A 17,036-nucleotide genomic window follows, 5' to 3' on the forward strand; every position below is an offset into this window, starting at 1 on the left:
GACGAGAGGAGCAGCACTGTGAGGATCGCCGTCGCCGGAGGCACCGGAACCGTCGGACGTCACGTCGTGGACGTCGCCCGCGAACACGGCCACGTGGTCGTCATCCTGGCCCGCTCGGCCGGCGTCGACCTGATCTCGGGAGACGGGCTCGCCGAGGCCCTCGCGGGCGTCGACGCGGTCGTCGACACCGCCAACATCGCGTCGATCGACCGCGAGGCCGCCGAGCGGTTCTTCACGACGAGCTCGCGCAATCTGCTCGCCGCGGAGGCGCGCGCCGGGGTGCGGCATCACGTGCTGCTCTCGATCGTCGGCATCGACGCGGCGCCGTACGGCTACTACGAGGCGAAGCTCGCCCAGGAGCGCGTCGTCGAGCAGGGCGCGGTGCCGTGGACCATCCTGCGGGCGACCCAGTTCCACGAGTTCGCGGGCCAGATGGCCGGGCGGCTGCGCGTCGCGGGGGTGCAGCTCGCGCCCCGGATGCGCACGCAGCCGGTCGCCGCGCGGGAGGTCGGCGAACGCCTCGTCGAACTCGCCGAGCACCCCGCAACCGGTCGTGCGCGCGAGCTCGCGGGCCCGCGCGAGGAGCAGCTCGCCGAGATGGTGCGCCGCCTGGTCAGGGCGGAGGGGCGCCGCGGGCCCGTGCTGCCGATCGCGCTGCCGTTCAAGGGGATGAGCGAGATGCGTCACGGCGCGGTGCTGCCGGGCCCCGAGGCGATGCTCGGACGCCAGAGCTTCGACGAGTGGCTCGCCTCCGTCCCGCGCTGACGCGTCGCCCCGCCTCGCTAGGGTGGGTGGGCGCGCCCCGAAGGCGTCGGGCGCCTCGAAGGAGCTCACGTGAAGACCATCGACCTCGCCGGCATCGCGGCGCCCAACGTCGTGCTCGGCCTCATGCGCATCGAGCAGCTGAACGACGACGAGGTGCGCACCCTCATCGGAACCGCGCGCGATGCGGGCATCGACTTCTTCGATCACGCCGACATCTACGGCGAGACGTTGCACGCGTGCGAGCGCCGCTTCGCCGAGGCGATGGCGCTCTCCTCGTCGGAGCGCGAGCAGGTCACCCTGCAGACGAAGTGCGGCATCGTGAAGGACGGCCCGTACTTCGACTTCTCGTACGAGCACATCATCACGTCGGTCGATGGGTCGCTCGCGGCGCTGCAGACCGACTACCTCGACATCCTGCTGCTGCATCGCCCCGACGCCCTCGTTGAGCCCGACGAGGTCGCGCGGGCGTTCGACGAGCTCGAGGCCTCCGGAAAGGTGCGCGCCTTCGGGGTCTCGAACCACACGCCGAGCCAGATCGAGCTGCTGCGCCGCTCGGTGCGCCAGCCGATCGTCGCGAACCAGCTGCAGCTGTCGATCACGCATGCGCCGATCATCGCTCAGGGAGTCGCGGCGAACATGCAGGGGCTCTGGCAGTCGACGATGCTCGACGGGGGCGTCGTCGACTACTGCCGCATGAACGGCATCACGATCCAGGCGTGGTCGCCTCTGCAGGCGGGGTTCTTCAGCGGGGTCTTCCTCGGCTCGGCCGACTACCCCGAGCTCAACGCGGCGATCGACCGGCTCGCAGAGAAGTACGGGGTGACGCCGATCGCGATCGCCACCGCGTGGATCACCCGCCACCCCGCGAACATGCAGGTCGTGCTCGGCACGACGAACCCCGAGCGCGTCGCCGGCGCCGCGGCGGGCTCGGACGTGCCGCTCACCCGGCCGGAGTGGTACGAGCTGTTCCGCGCCGCCGGGTACCAGGTGCCCTGAGCACGGCCTCACGTCACGGCTTCTGCAGGAGATTCGTCGCGATGTCCGCGCTCAGCCCATGATGTAGACCATTCTCCTGCAGAAGCCGTCACGCGTCAGCGAGTGGGCACCGGCGCGAACGCGGCATCCAGGATGCTGCCGCGCAGCGCGTTCGCACGTTCGGCGAAGCCGCGCTGCTGCCGCACGTACTCGGCCTTGCCCTCCGGCGTCTCGATGCGCACCGGTTCGCCGCCCCACGGCTCCATGTCGTAGGGCGAGGCCCGCATGTCGAGAACGCGGATGTCGCGGGCGAGCTCGAAGGCGTCGAGCAGCAGCTCGCCCGGGGCGAGCGGGCCGAGCTTCACCGTCCACTTGTAGACGTCCATGCCGGCGTGCAGGCAGCCGGGCTGCTCGAGCTCGGGCTGCGATTCGCGGGTCGGCTCGAAGCGATTGCGCGGGGTCGCCTCGGGGGTGAAGAAGCGGAACGCGTCGATGTGGGTGCAGCGCAGCTCGTGCGCCTCGACGACCTCATCGGTCGCCGCCTGCCCGAGCCGCAGCGGCACCGGGTGCCGGTGCTCGCGCTGCCGGTACACCATGGCCCACTCGTGCAGCCCGAAGCATCCGAACGAACCCGGCCGTGACGCCGTGAGCCGGAGCATGCGCTCGACGACGCCGAGCATCGCCCCCTTCTCGGCGGTCATCGTCGCACGGTCGACGACGAGCGAGTCGGGCTCTCCGCCCGGCGCGTACCAGCGCCACTCGGCGCGCGGGGTGCCTGCTGCGTCGGCGAGCTCGACGCCGGGGCCCGGGTGCCAGCGGCGCAAGAGGCTCGGCGAGTAGGAGTAGTAGGTGAAGAGGAAGTCCTCGATGGGATGCTTCTCGCCGCGCGCCGTCCGCTCGCGATGACCTGCGGTCAGCGCATCGGCCCGCTCTGCGTGCGCCTCGGCGCGGGCGCGCCAGGCGTCGGCGGAGAGGAGCGTGGTCATCGTCCAAGGGTACGTGTCGGCGGCTGGTGCGAGACTGGGCGAGTGCTGATCGACGAGCTCGTCACCACCTCGGCGGCCGTGGCCGCCACCCGCTCGCGCCTCGCGAAGATCGACGCGCTGGCCGAACTGCTGCGCCGGCTCGAACCCGACGAGATCGCACCGGCCGTGGGGTTCCTCGTGGGCAGGCCGCGGCAGGGCCGGGTGGGCGTCGGGTGGCGCGGTCTCTCGGCCGCGGTCGAGACGACCGAGGCGGCCGCGTCGCCGTCGATCACCGTCGCCGAGCTCGACGCCGCGCTCGACCGCATCGCCGGCGCCGCCGGAACCGGCTCCTCGGGCGAGCGGGCGCGTGAACTGCGCGAACTCCTCGCGCGGGCGACCGAGGGCGAGCAGCACCTCATCGCCGGAGTGCTGCTCGGCGAGGTGCGCACCGGCGCGCTCGCGGGCGTGCTCGCCGACGCCGTCGCCCGCGCGGCCGACCGCCCCGCCGAGGTCGTGCGCCGGGCTGCCATGCTCTCGGGCGACCTCGGCGAGACCGCCCGGGTGGCGCTCACCGGCGCCGCAGGCGAGCTCGAGGCGATCGGGCTCGTCGTCGGGCGAGCCGTGCAGCCGATGCTCGCGGCGACCGCGGGCACGCCGAGCGCGGCGATCGAGCAGACGGGCGAGGCATCCGTCGAATTCAAGCTCGACGGCGCGCGCATCCAGGTGCACCGCGCGGGCGACGAGGTGCGGGTCTTCACCCGCAACCTCGCCGACATCACGCACCGGGTGCCCGAGGTCGTCGAGGTGGTGCGCGGGCTGCCGGTCGACCGGGTGATCCTCGACGGTGAGACGCTCTCGCTCGGCGAAGACGGGGCGCCCCGACCGTTTCAAGAGACGATGTCGCGGTTCGGCGCCGAGAACGCCCGCGAGGCGGTGCTGCACCCCTGGTTCTTCGACGTGCTCCACGTCGACGGGCGCGACCTCATCGACGAACCGCTCGCCGCCCGCCTCGCCGAGCTCGAGCGCATCGCCCCCGGCCATTGCATCCCCGGCGAGGTGACCGCCGATGCCGACATCGCAGAACGGGTCTCGCGCGAGGCGCTCGCCGCAGGCCACGAGGGCGTGGTCGTGAAGTCGATCGACTCGCCCTACGCGGCCGGCCGTCGCGGCGCGAGCTGGATCAAGGTGAAGCCGGTGCTCAGCTACGACCTCGTCGTGCTCGCCTGCGAGTGGGGTTCGGGGCGCCGCACCGGGCTGCTCTCGAACCTGCATCTCGGCGCGCTCGACCCGACCGGCGAGTTCGGAGAGCCGGGCGGCTACGTGATGGTCGGCAAGACGTTCAAGGGGCTCACCGACGAGCTGCTGCGTTGGCAGACCGAGCACTTCCCCGAGATCGAGGTGCGGCGTACGGCGAACACCGTCTTCGTCGCGCCCGTCACGGTCGTCGAGATCGCGATCGACGGGGTGCAGCGGTCGAGCCGGTACCCGGGCGGCATCGCCCTGCGCTTCGCGCGCGTCAAGCGCTACCGCGACGACAAGGGGCCGGCCGAGGCCGACACGATCCAGACGCTGCGGGGGCTGCTGCGCGGGTGAGGCCCGGGGGCGCAGAGACGCGAACCTCCGCGTCGGACTTCGGGAGTCCGGCTCAGCGCGGCGTGATCGAATCGACGAAGGCGTAGGCCTCGCGGGCGACCTCGCGCCAACGGCCGACCCCGCCTTCGATGGGCACGACCGCCCACTCCCGCATCGGGCGTCCGCGCATCACCATGTTGTCGAGCCCCGACTCCTCGATGCGGTCGGCGTCGAGCTTCACCACCAGGTCGCCGTGCGACGAGACGAACGCGAAGAGCTTGCCGCGCACCGACAACCCCTCCGACTCGAACATCCGGCCGAACGCCACACCGGGTTCTGCGAGGAGTTCGGGCGCGAACTCCCCGAGGAGTGCGGATCCCGCTTCGCGCGCGCTCATGCGGGCCGGCCGCCCCGTTGCAGGCTGTTCAGCATCGCGTCACTCCATCGAGATTCCGGTCACCGGCACTCCGGCCCGGTCGTAGACCAGCCCGATCGCGCCGCTCGAATAACTGCGGGCGGGCTCCGCCAGCGTGAACGAGGCCGGCTTCACCCCGTCGCGGAACATCCGCTTGCCGGTGCCGAAGGCGATCGGGTAGACGAACAGGTTCAGCCGGTCGACCAGGTCGTCGTCGAGCAGCGTCTGCAGGAGGTCGCCGCTGCCGATCATGTGGATCTCGTCGAATCGCTGCTTCACTCGGGGCAGCTCGGCGGCGGCGTCGCGCAGCACCGTGGTGCCGGCCCAGTCGGCGTCGCCGAGCGTGCGCGAGACGACGAACTTGGGCACGGCGTTGAACTTGTCTGCGATGGGGCCCGACTGCAGCGGCCAGTACGCGGCGAAGATGTCATAGGTCTTGCGCCCGAGCAGCAGCGCGTCGAGCCGGTCGATGCCCGCCATGATGTCGGCGCCGTTCTCGTCGTCGAGATACGGCGCCTGCCAGCCGCCGTAGGGGAAGCCGTGCTCCTCGTCCTCCTCGGGTCCTCCCGGGGCCTGATAGACCCCGTCGATCGTGACGAACAGGTCGGCGGCGATGATGCCCATGGTTCCGCTCCTTCGCATGCCGGGCAGCACGGCCGCCTCGGCACGTCATCGGCGGCGGGTCGCGAACGCGCCCGCACCGTGCCCATTGTTCGCCTCCGGGGCGGTGAACGGAACCCCCATCTCGGATGCCTCGCCGTACCCGGCGTCGACGCCGGTGGAGGATGTCACCGGCCCGGCGTAGCCTGTGCCGCGTGACCGGCTGCGACGCGGCGAGCCGGCGATGAGCGAACGGAGCCATGATGGCGAACCTGGTCGTGCACTTCGAGATCCACGCGAGCGAGCCGCAGCGGCTCGTCGACTTCTACACCGAACTCCTCGGGTGGCAGTTCACGCAATTCGGAGACTATCCCTACTGGATGATCCAGACCGGTGAGGGGTCGATCGGCAACACCGAGGCGTCGCCCGGGCTCGGCATCAACGGCGGGCTCACCCAGCGGGAAGGGCCGGCTCCGGCGCCGGGGGCGCCGGTCAACGGCTGCAACATCGTGGTCGGCGTCGACGACGTCGATGCGACGTTCGCGCGGGCGCTCGATCTCGGGGCGACCGAGGCGGTGCCTCTCGAGGACACCGAGGGCGTGGGCCGCACCGGTGCGCTGACCGACCCCGACGGCAACCTCTTCGGGCTCATCTCGCCGGTCATGAGCGACGGCACCCGCGCGATGTGACGCTCCCGCAGCCCCGAGCGGGCCGGTGGGGGAGTGCGGCTCCCTCGGCGCTCCTCCTCGGCCTGCGCAGGGTGCGGAAGGCGTCACCCGCTCGTGAGGAACTCCGCGATGCGGTCGAGGCCGGCCGGCCACACGGTCGACTCGAAGAAGTCGCGCAGTTCGGTCGCCGGGAACCCGGTCTGCTCCACCGTCACGAGCGTGCCCGTCTCGGTCTGCGAAAAGGTCATCGCGATGCGCGTCTCGAGGGTCGGCATGGTCTCACCGCCGATGCTCGACTCGCCGACGAGGTCGGTGACCACCCGGTTCGGACGGTCGATCTCGCGGTAGGTCTGCACGTCGTGCACGAGGGTCTGCGGGTTCGCGTGGAAGCGCGCCTCCCATCGGCCTCCGACCCGAAGGTCGACCGAGGTCTGCACGGCACCCCGTTCCGGACCGAGCGCCGACAACCAGACCAGCTGCTTGCCTGGGTTCGTGACCGCATCGAACACCTCCTCGGGAGTGCCGGGAAGCTCGCGTTGAACGGTGAGCCCGATGGGTGCGGGGGTGTCCATGACGACTCCTTCGTCGCAAGGTACTACGTTCGTAGTAGAACTATGTTCATAGTAGACCCGAATGAGCGAGGTGTACATGCCCACGACCAGAGTTCGTGCCCTCGACGCGGCGCTCGAACTGCTCGGCACCGAGGGGGTGCGCGCCCTCACGCACGCCCGGGTCGACACTGCCGCCGCGCTGCCCGCCGGCAGCACCTCGAACTGGTTCCGCACCCGCCGGGCCCTCCTCGCCGGGTGCGTCGACCACCTCGCCGAGCAGGAGCGCGCCGAGTTCGACTCGTCGACGGCTTCCGCGGCCGCCCCGCGCAGCTCCGCCGAGTTCATCGAGGGGCTCTGCCGGATCCTCGAACTGCAGACCGGCCCGTTCGCCGCAAGAACCCGTGCCAGGTACTCGCTGTGGCTCGAACTGGGCAGCGACCCCGAACTCGGCGAGCCGCTGCGGCGGCAGCGGCTCGAGTTCGAACGCTGGACGGAATCGCTCCTGGTCGGCATCGGCATGCCCCACCCGGCGACCGCGACGAAGACCGTGATGGCGCTCGGCGACGGACTGGTGCTGCACCGGCTCACGATCGACCCGGTACTCGACCCGCGCCCCCTCCTCGAGCGGGCGGTGCGCGCGCTCATGGCAGAGGCATAGCGGCCGCACAGCCGCCGGCGAGGCATCCGGGCCATGCTCACTGCAGACGTGAGGAGCGAGACATGACCGACCGAACCACCGACCGCACCGGACGACAGCCCGGCGCCGCCCGCGACGTCGATCCCCGCTGGCTCGACGCGCACGGCAACGCGATCGACGAGGACCATCGCGGCCTCGTCTACGACATCCGCACCCTCGTCGACCGTCGGCGTGCACTCGGCATCTTCGGGGGCATCGGGCTCACCTCGCTGCTCGCGGCCTGCTCGGCCGACCCGGTGACGCCGAGCGCGGGCCCGTCGTCGACGTCGTCGGCATCAGCGACGCCGACGCCGACGCCGACGCCGACGCCCTCGTCGAGCGCTGGTGCCGAGGCATCCGGCCCGCTCGACGAGGTGCCCGACGAGACCGGCGGCCCCTACCCGGCCGACGGCTCGAACGGCGTGAACGTGCTCGACGACTCGGGCATCGTCCGCAGCGACATCCGCTCGTCGTTCGGTTCGTCGACTACCGTCGCCGCGGGCGTTCCGCTCACGATCGCGCTCACGGTGCGCGACGCCGCGACCGGCAGCGCCCTCGTCGGGGCCGGCGTGTACCTCTGGCACTGCGATCGCGCCGGCGATTACTCGCTCTACTCGCAGGGCGCCGCGAACGAGAACTACCTGCGCGGCGTACAGGCGACCGATGAAACGGGCACCGTGCGGTTCACGTCGATCTATCCCGCCTGCTACTCGGGACGCTGGCCGCACATCCACTTCGAGGTGTACTCCGACGTCGACAACGCGGTCGCCTCGGGGCCGATCGTGAAGACCTCGCAGATCGCGCTGCCCGAAGAGGCGAACGCGCAGGTCTACGCGACCTCGGGCTACGAGCAGAGCGTGCGCAACCTGTCGCAGACGAGCCTGGCGGGCGACAACGTCTTCGGCGACGACGGCGGCATCCACCAGATCGCGAGCATGTCGGGTTCGGTCGCGGCGGGCTACACCGCGGCCCTCACGATCGGCGTGTGACCGCTCATTCCCGAGAACGAGGATGCCTCGCGCCGACGTGCGGCACGAGGCATCCCCGTTCGGTCAGGGCCGGAACCCCGCTGCTCAGGCCCTGCGGCGGCGAGCGACGAAGAACAGCGCGGCGCCGACGAGCAGCGCGAGGGCTGCGGCGGTCATCGGCACGAGGCCGGAGAAGCCGGTCTCGGCGAGATCGTTGCCCGAGTCATCCGGTTCGGGCGTCGGGGTGGGCGTGGGCGTGGGCGTCGGGGTCACCGGCACAGCGGTGTTCGTGACCGTCACCTCGACCGTCGTGCCGTCGGCGATCGTCACGGTCGACGCGCTGAGCTCTGGCGCGCCCCACTCGACGCCGTCGATCGCGGGCAGCTCGACCTCTTCGAAGCTGACGACCGTTCCGGCCGGCAGGTCCTGCGGGCCGTCGACGACCGTGCCGTCGGCGGGCAGCGAGAGCTCGCCCTCGACGGTCGCGCCGTCGAGCTCGTACGAGTAGGCGAGGGTGAACACCGTGTCGGTCGGCACCTGTCCGGCCGCGTCGCCCTCGACCTGCTTCGACGCAGAGAAGCCGCCCACCGAGTTGATGATCGCGTTGGCGGTGTTCGTCACGGTGATGCGAGTCACCACGTCGTCGCCGATCGTGATCTCAGGCTCGTCGATCTGGGGCTCGCCCCACTCGATGCCGTCGACGTCGGGCAGGTCGATCTCGGTGAAGCTGACGACCGTGCCCACCGGCAGGTCGGACGGGCCGTCGACCGCGGTGCCGTCTGCCGGCAGCAGCAGCTCGCCCGACACGGTCTCGCCGTCGAGCTCGTACGTGTACTGGAGGGTGAAGACGGCGTCATCGGGTACGGCGCTCGCGCCGGAGCCGGTGATGACCTTCACGGCATCGAAGCTCGCGGAGCCGCAGTCGAAGGGGCCGCCGCCGATCCACGGGTAGTTGTGCTGCTCGTTGCCCTGGCCGCTCGTGGTGAGGTCGCCGCCGACGTGCAGGCGGCCGTTCGTCGAAGCCGTCACGGTGGCGTCTGCGGCGGGCGCGAGGATGGAGCCCATGACCTGGCTCGCCCCGCCGATCGTGACGGTGGTCGCGTCGGCGATGTTCCACATGATCTGCGATGCGGCATTGCCGAAGTTCGGCGACGAGAAGGCATCGACGCGCTCGCCGTTCAGGCTGAAGTAGCTCGGCGCGAACGCGAGCGGGCCGCCGGTCACGTTGACGAGGATCGGGGCGTTCTCGGGAATCCCCTCGAAGAAGACCTCGGTGATCGGGGCGAGTGCGGCCGCATCGATCGTGAACACCTGCATGCCGCTGCCGCCGCCCGTGAAGGTCGCGCGGATGCCCGACACCTGCGTGGTGCCGTTCGACGGCGTCGCGGCGAGCGCCGACGAGGCCTCGACGATGACGTCCTGGAAGTCGGCATACGGAGCCATCGCGGTGGGCTGGCCGAGCCCCGTCAGGTATTCGGCGCCGTTGGTCTCGACCTGGCCGGCTCCGCCGCCGGCGGGGCTGCCCGTGCCGCCCACGTGCACGGCGCCACCGCCGTCGACGTTGTGCCCGACGTCGACGCGCGTCGGGGCGACGACGTCGAGCTCGCCGCCGACCGCGAGCATCGTGTCGCCGCCCGCGGGCGTGATGCCCGAGCCGACGCCGACGGCGCCGACGTTGAAGATGCCGCCCTCGATCTTGTCGAACGTGGCGTTGCCGCGCACGAGCAGCAGCCCTTCGCTCTCGGCGGCGGATCCGGCGGCGAGGTAGTCGCCGCCGGCATACACGGCGACGTTCGCGTCGGTGTAGCTCGGAAGATTGTCGATCGGCGGCATGCCGCCGTCGGGCGGGCAGATCGGCAGCGGCTCGGCGGCGTTCGCGGGGGCGGCCGGGGCGGCCGTCGTGATCGCGACGGCGCCCAGCAGGGCGAGTCCGGTGATGGCGAGCAGGCTCGTGAACGAGCGGAGGCGCGGGGGGCGGGCGGCGTGAGAATGCATGAGCGCGGTCTTCGTTTCGGGTGAGCGGGCAGGGGAACGCGGGGTGTCGTCGGAGGCGGCACCTCCACTCAACCAGAGAGACGCCGGAATCGCGCGATCATGATGCGACTTCGGCGCGTTTTTCAGGATTCCTTCCGAATCCCTCGATCGCCTTCGGGCGCTGGCGCTCCCCGACGCCTCCGTCTACGCCTTCGCCGTCGGCGAGTCGAAGCTCGCGACGGGTGCCCGCCGTCTCCTCGTCGACGAGCGCGGCGTTCCGAAGCGCAACGTGACGTTCTGCGGGTACTGGCGCGCCCACTGATCCCGCCTCCCGTCGCGGCGTAGACTGCGGAAATGGAGGCTCCGGCCAGCACCACACTGGTCGTCGTCGGAGATGAGACGACGGAGGCCATCCATGCGCTCGAGGGCTTCGCGAACGTGCGCGCTGCGACGCTTCCCGATGCGAGCGACACCGACGTCGCCCGGTGGTCTGCCGCGGCGGGGGCGCCCTACCTCGTGCACGACCATGATCCGCTCGCGCACGTCGCGGCCGCATGGGTCGAGTTCTTCGACGACCTCTCGACGTACGGGGTGCTCGAGCTCGAGATCGCCCGGGCGCTCGAGGCGGCGGGCCGGCACGACCTGACCGTGCCCGACTACTACGTCGTGATCCACCCCGAGACGCTGCCAGTGACCTGGAAGCACTGGTGGCTCGGGGTGCTCGCGAGCGCGTCGCCGAGCCGGGTCATCCCGTGGCCCGCCGCCGACGCCTCGCTCGCGCAACTGCTGCGCCGGTTGCCTGCCGCGCGGGCGTGGCCCGAGGTCGACGCGTGGCTGCCGTCGGTCGCCGCAGCCGTGCCCGACCGGGTCGGGCTCGGCTGAGGTCGGGAATCCCCTGACCCCGCCCCGGCCCGGGTGCACCGTGCTCGGCGCACGGTCGCCGTACTGGCGGGCTCAGCCGTCCGCTGCCCGGGCGTACCGCTCCGAGTGGGTTCGCAGGACCGCGCGCAGCTCGGGCGGCGACTCGACGGTGAAGTCCATGCCGAGCATGCCGATGTACGCGGCGATCGTCTCGAGGCTGTCGGCCCCCGTCACGAGCACCGATCGATGCTCGTCGACCGGTTCGACGACGCCGACCGCGGGGTTGATCCGCGCGAGCACCTCGTCGGCCGATGCGGCGATGCGGAGGCGCGCATGCACGTTCCAGCCGGTCGCGGCGATCGTGCGCATCGCGAACGCCGTGTGATCGCCGCCCGGCACGGGCTCGGGGTCGAACCGCCGACGGGTCGGCATCCGCGGTTCGATCCAGTCGACGCGGTAGGTGCCCCAGTCGCCGCTGCGAGGGTCGCGCGCGACGAGGTGCCAGCGGCGCTGCCAGCTCAGCAGGCGGTAGGGCTCGACGAGCACGGGCTCGCCCCGGAAGTCGAAGCGCAGCCATTCGACGTCGCGGATCGCTGCGGCCACCGCCTGCAGCACGGCGGCGTCGACCTCGGGATCGGGGGCATCGGTGCCCGTGTTCTCGGGTGCCCGGTCGACCGTTTCGTGCAGCGCCGCGACGGTCGGCCGCAGGCGCGAGGGCAGCACCTGCTCGAGCTTCGCGAGCGCGCGGCTGCTCGATTCCTCGATGCCTGCGATGCCGGTGGCCGCCCGCAGCCCGACGGCGACCGCGACGGCCTCCTCGTCGTCGAGCAGCAGCGGGGGCAGCTTGCCGCCGGCGCCGAGTCGGTACCCTCCGGTGCTGCCGCGGGCGGCGTCGACCGGGTAGCCGAGCTCGCGCAGGCGTTCGATGTCGTTGCGGATCGTGCGCGTGGTGACCGCGAGTCGTCCGGCGAGCTCGGTGCCCGTCCAGTCGGGGCGCGACTGCAGCAGAGAGAGCAGGGCGAGCAGGCGGGAGGCGGTCTCGGACATGTTTCGAGTCTCCCTGCTCATTAGGAACGATCTATTCCGCTATCGACCGTAGCGTCGGAGATATGGACACCACCACCGCTTCCACCGAGATCCGCCCCTTCCGCGTCGAGGTCGCCCAGGCCCAGCTCGACGACCTGCAGGAGCGCCTGGCGCGCACCCGCCTGCCGCAGCCCGCCCCGGTCGACGACTGGGATGCCGGTACCCCGAACGCCTACCTCCGCGAGGCGATCGACCGCTGGCGCACCGGCTACGACTGGCGCGCCGTCGAGGCGCGCATCAATGCCGTGCCGCACTTCGTCACCGAGCTCGACGGCCAGCCCGTGCACTTCATCCACGTGCGCTCCCCGCACCCCGGCGCGACGCCGCTGCTGCTCGCGCACACCTACCCCGGGTCATCCGTCGACTACCTCGACGTCATCGGACCGCTCACCGACCCGGTCGCGTTCGGCGGCAGCGCCGACGACGCCTTCGACGTCGTCATTCCGGATGCACCGGGCTTCGGCTTCTCGAACCCCGTCGCCGAGTCGGGGTGGACGACCGCGCGGGTCGCCCGCGCCTACGACGAGCTCATGCGCCGGCTCGGCTACACGGAGTACGGCATCCACGGCTCCGACAACGGCGCCCTCGTCGCGCGCGAGCTCGGGCTGCTGAACCCCGAGGGCTTCCTCGGCCTGCACGTGCTGCAGCTGTTCTCGTTCCCGTCGGGCGACCCCGCCGAGTTCGAGCGCCTCGAGCCGGCCGACTACGCCGGCCTCGAGCACATGCAGTGGTTCCAATCGGTCGGCGGCTACAACACCATGAACGCGAGCCGCCCGCAGACCGTCGCCGTGGGCCTCAGCGACTCGCCCGTCGGGCTGCTCGCGTACAGCGAGCTGTTCAACTCCTTCGGCAACGGCACCTCCCTCGTGCCGCTCGACGCGATCCTCACCGAGGTGAGCGTCAACTGGTTCGCGAACGCCGCCGCAGGCATGAGCCGGGCGTACCTCGACAACGCACGCGCCGCCGCGGCGGCGGAGGCCGCGGGGGAGCAGCCGCCGGTCAATGCCGCGCCGACCGGCGTCGCGGTCTTCGCCGACGACTTCCAGACCATCAAGGTCTTCGCCGAGCGCGACAACTCGAACATCGTGCACTGGAGCCGCTTCGAGCGGGGCGGGCACTACGCGGCGCTCGAGGTGCCCGAGCTCGTCGTCGGAGACATCCGGGCGTTCTTCGCGGGGCTGCGCAGCGAGGGCTGAGCGCGACGGCGGGTCGGATGCCGCGGGCCTGAGCTCGAGGCATCCGCGCGCGTCAGCGGCGTGGGCGACCGCCTCAGCGCGCTGTCGTGATCGCGATCGCGATGACGAGGAACACCGACACGATCGGGAGCGCGATCATGCAGACCCCGCCGACCACTCCGGTGAGCGCAGCCCCTCGCCCGACTCCACCCAGTGCTCGGGCTCTGCTGAGTCCGATCGATCCGAAGACGATCGCGAGGACGACGAGCACCAGCACGGGGAGGAACCCGACCCAGGCGACGATGGCGCCGATGGCCTGCAGCTGCGCATTCGGGAGCAGTGTGATCAGGATCGGAACGATCCAGAAGACCAGGCCGACCCCCAGCGCCCAGAAGAATGCGGTGCGGGCGCGGGTCGCGTACCGGTTCGTGGTGGGTGAACCTGGCCGATCCAGTTCGACGCGCCGAGCGGCTTGGGGGCGAACTCCGTCTCCGACCACTGCCGTCCGTCCCACCAGCGCAGGACGTCGGGCGCCTCGGGGTCCTCGTACCAGCCGCACGGCGCCTGCGCCGTCGGAACCTCGGTCATCTGTGATCCTCCACGTCGGGTCGACTCTAGCCGGAACCCGAACGCGGCGAAGGCGCGGACCCGAGGGTCCGCGCCTTCCGCGCGTGGTGCGAGCGGCCCGGTCAGGCGGCCTGCGTCGCCTGCGCGCGCTCGGTCGCCCAGGCGAGCGCGTACTCGGCGACCTCTTCCCAGCCGTCCTGGCTGACGATGCGGTGCGTGCGGCCTGCGAACTCGCGCAGCTCGACGATCGCCGGGCTTCCGGTCGAGGTGTACTTCTTGACGATGGCGCGCCCGATGGCCGGCGGCACCACGTGGTCGATCTCGCCGGTGATGACGAGCAGCGGCGCGCGGTCGGCGCGGGCGTAGTCGACGTGGGTGACCCCGCCCTTCTCGTTGATCGTCGAGGCGACGCCCTCGAAGAACACCCGGTTGTACGAGTTCACCGCGTACTCCTCCCAGAGACGGTCGGATGCCTCACGGCCGAGGTCGTTGCCGAAGGTGAAGTGGAAGTGCGCCTTCGAGAGGGGCTTCGCACCGTTCTTGTCGAAGGGGTTGGCGAGGATCGGGAAGCCGGTGCGGAGGGTCGAGGGCGGCAGCGTCGTGATGCCGGCGGTCTGCCCGGGCTCGACGCCGACGTACGCGGCGCCGAGGCCGCGGTCGGCGAGCATCTGGGTGATCACGCCGCCGAAGGAGTGGCCCATGATGATCGGCTTCTCGGGGAGGGCGCGGATGATGCGCTCGTAGTGGTCGGCGATCTGCTCGAGGCCGATGCCCTTGAGGGCCTCGGGGTTCGAGCGGATGTCGGCGACCTCGCGGTCGTCGATGCCGGGCCACCCCGGGACGATGACCTCGTGACCGCGGGCCCGGAAGTACTCGGCCCAGGTGTCCCAGCTCTTCGGGGTCATCCAGAGTCCGTGGACGAGGACGATGGTGGCCTTGCTGTTGTTCGCTCCGGTGGTGTTCATGGTTCCTGCTCCTTCTGGTGGTGCGATCCGGTGAGCGCTTCGTGATCTGAGAAGTAGAACGATCGTTCTATCTCTTTCTATTCCCAGACTGTACGCCCAGGGCGGAACGGATGTCAAGCAAAAAGAGAAAGATCGTTCTATCATCTTTGGTATGGCTGCACGAACCACTTCCACGGGCGCCTCCGCGGCGCGCGAGCGACTGCTCCAGAGCGCGTCCGAGCTCTTCTACCGAGAGGGCATCCACGCCGTCGGCGTGGACCGCATCATCGCCGAGGCAGGGGTCACCCGCGCGACCTTCTACCGGCACTTCCCGAGCAAGGAGGACCTCGTCGAGGCCTACCTCGGAGTCGAAGACGCGAACATCCGCGGGGCGTTCGACGCGGCCGAGGCCTCGGGCGCCGAGCCGCGGCAGCTCGTCGGGCTCGTCATCGAGGGCCTCGCCGACGACGTCGCCCGCAACCACACCCGCGGCTGCCCCTTCATCAACGCGGCCGCCGAGTACCCCGACCCCGACAGCGGCGTGCGCCGGGCGGTTGGCGAGCACCGCGAGTGGTTCCGATCCGAGCTCGAGACGCTGCTCACCGCCGCCGAGGTCGAGGCGCCCGAGCAGGCCGCCGGCCAGCTCGTGCTGCTGCGCGACGCGGCGATGGTCGGGGGCTACCTCGACGGCTGGGAGCGGGTGCGCCCGGCATTCGTCGCCGCCGCGACGCGCACCGCCGGCCTCGAGGCCTGACGGTCACGCGAGGCATCCGCTCGAGGCTCGACCCGGCGACCCGGGTGACAGCAGCGGCCGGGCGCGGTAGCGTGCCGTGGTGGCCCCCGGCGAACTGATCAGCCAGGACGCGGTCGACGAACTCGGCCGCGAGCTGCTCGGGCGCGTGCGCGGCCGGGTGCTCGAGATCGGCGCCGGCGACGGCGAGAACTTCGGCGCCTTCGAACTCGGCGTCGAGTGGATCGGACTCGAGCCCGACGCGAAGCGCCGCGCAGAACTCGCCACCCGCGGGCGGGAATGGGGGCACCCGGCCGAACCGCTCGACGCGGTCGCCGAGCAGATCCCGCTGCCCGACCACTCCGTCGATGCCGTCGTCGGCACCTTCGTGCTCTGCTCGGTCGCCGATCAGGCGGCCGCGCTGGCCGAGGTGCGGCGGGTGCTCGCGCCCGGCGGCCGGGTCATCTTCGTCGACCACGTCGCCGCGCCCCGCGGCACGCTGAAGCGCGCGGTGCAGCGTGTCGCGACCCCCGTGTCGAGACGGTGGTGCCACGGATGCCACTGGGATCGCGAGACCGAGGCGGCCCTCCTCGCGGCGGGGTTCACCGCCGGCGAGGTGCGGCGCGTGCGCGCGAGATCGCTGCCGTTCGGCCCGGTGCCGATCCTGCTCTTCGACGGGCGGGCGCCCTGACCCGACTTCCCCTGCTTCTGCAGGAGAATTGCGCCGAGCGGCGCTCACAGCCGGGGATGGGGCCTATTCTCCTGCAGAAGCAGCGGCGACCGCATCGAGCGCCGAACGGGCGAGCATCGTCGACCCGGCGACCGCGGCCGGCATCGCGATCACGGCACCGAGCGGCACCATGAAGCAGAGCTGGGTCGCCACGCCGAAGCCGAACAGCATCGGGCGCCTGCCGCGGAGCATCCGTCTGCGTGCCTCGCCGTGGAGCCCCCGCGCCGCGAAGGCGCGCGAGCTCAGCTCTGCGGCGAGCAGCCGCCCCGAGAGCACGACGCCGAGCACCGGCCCGACCACCGCGCCGACGAACGGGATGAGCCCGACGATTCCGACCCCGATCGCGATCACCGCGCCCATGCCGATGAGCCCGAGCGAGTCGCCCACCGCACGCCAGAACCCGGGGCCGTGCTCGGGCACCTCGCCGCCGAGCTCGGTCTCGACGGCGCGCCAGATCTGCTCGTAGAAGGGGTCGCCGACGGCGAGCGTCACCGCCGTGAAGGTCACCGCGGCGAGTACGACCGCGGCGGCGAGCAGCACCGCCCCGATGGTGCCGCGCACGAGACCGCGCCACGGCTCGGTCCAGTCGTCGGCGAACGGGGTGAGCCAGTCGGTCAGCGAGGGCAGGCCGAAGCCGAGTCCGACGAGCGCCGCCACGACGAGGAGGAACACGATCGCGGCGGGGATGAGACCGAGCAGCATCACCCGCGGGCGCTTCGCCCAGAACGCGAAGCCGCGCACGAGCATGCGCACGCCCTGCAGGAAGCCCTCGATCACGAGCCCAGCCTAGGCTGGGCGGACCGGCCGCAGGCCG

The 17,036-nt window shown here is 71.5% G+C and carries 21 protein-coding genes and 1 pseudogene; 11 read left to right on the plus strand and 11 right to left on the minus strand.

Going from position 1 to position 17,036, the window contains the following annotated elements; genetic code table 11:
* Positions 1-18: 18 nt before the first annotated feature.
* Together GQQ93_RS00185 and GQQ93_RS00190 are read left to right on the plus strand one after the other, a co-directional pair.
* Complete coding sequence (locus tag GQQ93_RS00185) at positions 19-765, plus strand: SDR family oxidoreductase (RefSeq protein WP_157422218.1); 747 nt, start codon at positions 19-21, stop codon at positions 763-765.
* A gap of 69 nt (positions 766-834) precedes the next feature.
* The gene (locus GQQ93_RS00190; RefSeq protein ID WP_246191947.1) at positions 835-1,761 is read left to right on the plus strand and encodes an aldo/keto reductase; all 927 of its coding nucleotides are present in this window, start codon (positions 835-837) and stop codon (positions 1,759-1,761) included.
* A 95-nt stretch (positions 1,762-1,856) separates the two neighbouring features.
* Here GQQ93_RS00190 and GQQ93_RS00195 read toward each other — a convergent pair whose 3' ends face one another.
* A complete protein-coding gene (locus GQQ93_RS00195; RefSeq protein ID WP_157422219.1) occupies positions 1,857-2,726 on the minus strand; it encodes a 3-methyladenine DNA glycosylase in 870 nt (289 codons plus the stop codon).
* 42 nt (positions 2,727-2,768) lie between these two features.
* Here GQQ93_RS00195 and GQQ93_RS00200 point away from each other — a divergent pair, with 42 nt between their 5' ends.
* Positions 2,769-4,298, plus strand: coding sequence for an ATP-dependent DNA ligase (locus GQQ93_RS00200; RefSeq protein WP_157422220.1), 1,530 nt, complete (start codon positions 2,769-2,771; stop codon positions 4,296-4,298).
* Positions 4,299-4,350: 52 nt separating this feature from the next.
* Here the strand turns inward: GQQ93_RS00200 and GQQ93_RS00205 are convergent, their stop codons facing one another.
* From GQQ93_RS00205 to GQQ93_RS18165, 3 genes are read right to left on the minus strand one after another with little or no spacing between them, the layout of a single operon-like run.
* Entirely contained in the window at positions 4,351-4,674 is a 324-nt protein-coding gene (locus GQQ93_RS00205; protein ID WP_157422221.1) for a hypothetical protein, read from the minus strand.
* Between the two features lie 39 nt (positions 4,675-4,713).
* Positions 4,714-5,316 (minus strand): dihydrofolate reductase family protein, encoded by a 603-nt coding sequence (locus GQQ93_RS00210; RefSeq protein ID WP_157422222.1) that lies wholly within the window; start codon positions 5,314-5,316, stop codon positions 4,714-4,716.
* Positions 5,317-5,361: 45 nt separating this feature from the next.
* A complete protein-coding gene (locus tag GQQ93_RS18165; RefSeq protein ID WP_281349858.1) occupies positions 5,362-5,484 on the minus strand; it encodes a hypothetical protein in 123 nt (40 codons plus the stop codon).
* A gap of 71 nt (positions 5,485-5,555) precedes the next feature.
* Between GQQ93_RS18165 and GQQ93_RS00215 the strand changes: the two genes are divergently transcribed.
* The gene (locus GQQ93_RS00215) at positions 5,556-5,981 is read left to right on the plus strand and encodes a VOC family protein (protein WP_157422223.1); all 426 of its coding nucleotides are present in this window, start codon (positions 5,556-5,558) and stop codon (positions 5,979-5,981) included.
* Between the two features lie 83 nt (positions 5,982-6,064).
* Here GQQ93_RS00215 and GQQ93_RS00220 read toward each other — a convergent pair whose 3' ends face one another.
* Positions 6,065-6,532 (minus strand): SRPBCC family protein, encoded by a 468-nt coding sequence (locus GQQ93_RS00220; protein WP_170296078.1) that lies wholly within the window; start codon positions 6,530-6,532, stop codon positions 6,065-6,067.
* Positions 6,533-6,593: 61 nt separating this feature from the next.
* Between GQQ93_RS00220 and GQQ93_RS00225 the strand changes: the two genes are divergently transcribed.
* A complete protein-coding gene (locus GQQ93_RS00225; RefSeq protein ID WP_246191949.1) occupies positions 6,594-7,169 on the plus strand; it encodes a TetR/AcrR family transcriptional regulator in 576 nt (191 codons plus the stop codon).
* A 62-nt stretch (positions 7,170-7,231) separates the two neighbouring features.
* Positions 7,232-8,176, plus strand: coding sequence for an intradiol ring-cleavage dioxygenase (locus GQQ93_RS00230; protein WP_157422225.1), 945 nt, complete (start codon positions 7,232-7,234; stop codon positions 8,174-8,176).
* A gap of 84 nt (positions 8,177-8,260) precedes the next feature.
* Here the strand turns inward: GQQ93_RS00230 and GQQ93_RS00235 are convergent, their stop codons facing one another.
* Positions 8,261-10,150 carry a choice-of-anchor A family protein gene (locus GQQ93_RS00235; protein WP_157422226.1) on the minus strand — a complete coding sequence of 630 codons (1,890 nt, stop codon included), beginning with the start codon at positions 10,148-10,150 and terminating at the stop codon, positions 8,261-8,263.
* A gap of 127 nt (positions 10,151-10,277) precedes the next feature.
* Here GQQ93_RS00235 and GQQ93_RS00240 point away from each other — a divergent pair, with 127 nt between their 5' ends.
* The gene (locus GQQ93_RS00240; RefSeq protein WP_157422755.1) at positions 10,278-10,451 is read left to right on the plus strand and encodes an SIP domain-containing protein; all 174 of its coding nucleotides are present in this window, start codon (positions 10,278-10,280) and stop codon (positions 10,449-10,451) included.
* A 32-nt stretch (positions 10,452-10,483) separates the two neighbouring features.
* Positions 10,484-11,011 (plus strand): hypothetical protein, encoded by a 528-nt coding sequence (locus GQQ93_RS00245; RefSeq protein WP_157422227.1) that lies wholly within the window; start codon positions 10,484-10,486, stop codon positions 11,009-11,011.
* Between the two features lie 72 nt (positions 11,012-11,083).
* Here the strand turns inward: GQQ93_RS00245 and GQQ93_RS00250 are convergent, their stop codons facing one another.
* A complete protein-coding gene (locus tag GQQ93_RS00250) occupies positions 11,084-12,037 on the minus strand; it encodes a helix-turn-helix transcriptional regulator (protein ID WP_157422228.1) in 954 nt (317 codons plus the stop codon).
* A gap of 62 nt (positions 12,038-12,099) precedes the next feature.
* On the opposite strand from GQQ93_RS00250, the gene GQQ93_RS00255 reads away from it, so the two are divergent.
* Positions 12,100-13,272, plus strand: coding sequence for an epoxide hydrolase family protein (locus tag GQQ93_RS00255; protein WP_157422229.1), 1,173 nt, complete (start codon positions 12,100-12,102; stop codon positions 13,270-13,272).
* A gap of 73 nt (positions 13,273-13,345) precedes the next feature.
* On the opposite strand, the gene GQQ93_RS17975 is transcribed toward GQQ93_RS00255, so the two are convergent.
* From GQQ93_RS17975 to GQQ93_RS00270, 3 genes and pseudogenes are all read right to left on the minus strand, one after another.
* Positions 13,346-13,750 carry a hypothetical protein gene (locus GQQ93_RS17975; RefSeq protein ID WP_246192063.1) on the minus strand — a complete coding sequence of 135 codons (405 nt, stop codon included), beginning with the start codon at positions 13,748-13,750 and terminating at the stop codon, positions 13,346-13,348.
* A gap of 20 nt (positions 13,751-13,770) precedes the next feature.
* Positions 13,771-13,839, minus strand: a pseudogene (locus GQQ93_RS17980) (hypothetical protein); the annotation flags it as partial.
* Between the two features lie 101 nt (positions 13,840-13,940).
* Entirely contained in the window at positions 13,941-14,783 is an 843-nt protein-coding gene (locus GQQ93_RS00270; protein ID WP_157422232.1) for an alpha/beta hydrolase, read from the minus strand.
* A gap of 151 nt (positions 14,784-14,934) precedes the next feature.
* Here GQQ93_RS00270 and GQQ93_RS00275 point away from each other — a divergent pair, with 151 nt between their 5' ends.
* Complete coding sequence (locus tag GQQ93_RS00275) at positions 14,935-15,516, plus strand: TetR/AcrR family transcriptional regulator (protein ID WP_157422233.1); 582 nt, start codon at positions 14,935-14,937, stop codon at positions 15,514-15,516.
* Positions 15,517-15,595: 79 nt separating this feature from the next.
* Positions 15,596-16,183: a class I SAM-dependent methyltransferase gene (locus tag GQQ93_RS00280; RefSeq protein WP_170296079.1), complete on the plus strand. Its 588-nt coding sequence runs from the start codon at positions 15,596-15,598 to the stop codon at positions 16,181-16,183.
* A 63-nt stretch (positions 16,184-16,246) separates the two neighbouring features.
* Here the strand turns inward: GQQ93_RS00280 and GQQ93_RS00285 are convergent, their stop codons facing one another.
* Positions 16,247-16,999, minus strand: coding sequence for an EI24 domain-containing protein (locus tag GQQ93_RS00285; protein ID WP_246191951.1), 753 nt, complete (start codon positions 16,997-16,999; stop codon positions 16,247-16,249).
* Positions 17,000-17,036: the final 37 nt, after the last annotated feature.

It is taken from the genome of Agromyces lapidis (assembly GCF_009749405.1).
GTDB lineage: Bacteria > Actinomycetota > Actinomycetes > Actinomycetales > Microbacteriaceae > Agromyces > Agromyces lapidis.